Below are 265 nucleotides of genomic sequence, written 5' to 3' on the forward strand. Positions count from 1 at the left end.
GACCGCCAACGCCTGGTCGCCGGCTCGATCACCGTTGCACCGGCGCCGGACGAGGAGTCGCATTTCGTCGATTTCTTCCATCATCCCGCCACCTCTTTCATGCTGCGCGCGCCGCATGAGTCTCTCGATATTCGCATGCAGGCCCGCGTCCAGGTGGAGAGCCAGCCGATCGCCGCCGATTTCTCGCCCCTGCTGGCAGACCTGCCGGAGGAAATAACAGACATCTGGTCACTGGCGCCGGATTCGCCGCACCACTTCCTCGGCG

The 265-nt window shown here is 64.5% G+C and carries 1 protein-coding gene; it reads left to right on the top strand.

Annotated features, from left to right (window positions below; translation table 11 throughout):
- Window positions 1-265 (top strand): transglutaminase N-terminal domain-containing protein (locus EOD29_RS32425; protein WP_281059250.1); only part of this gene is annotated, 265 nt, incomplete at both ends.

The organism is Mesorhizobium sp. M1A.T.Ca.IN.004.03.1.1 (genome assembly GCF_003997555.1).
Lineage (GTDB): Bacteria > Pseudomonadota > Alphaproteobacteria > Rhizobiales > Rhizobiaceae > Mesorhizobium.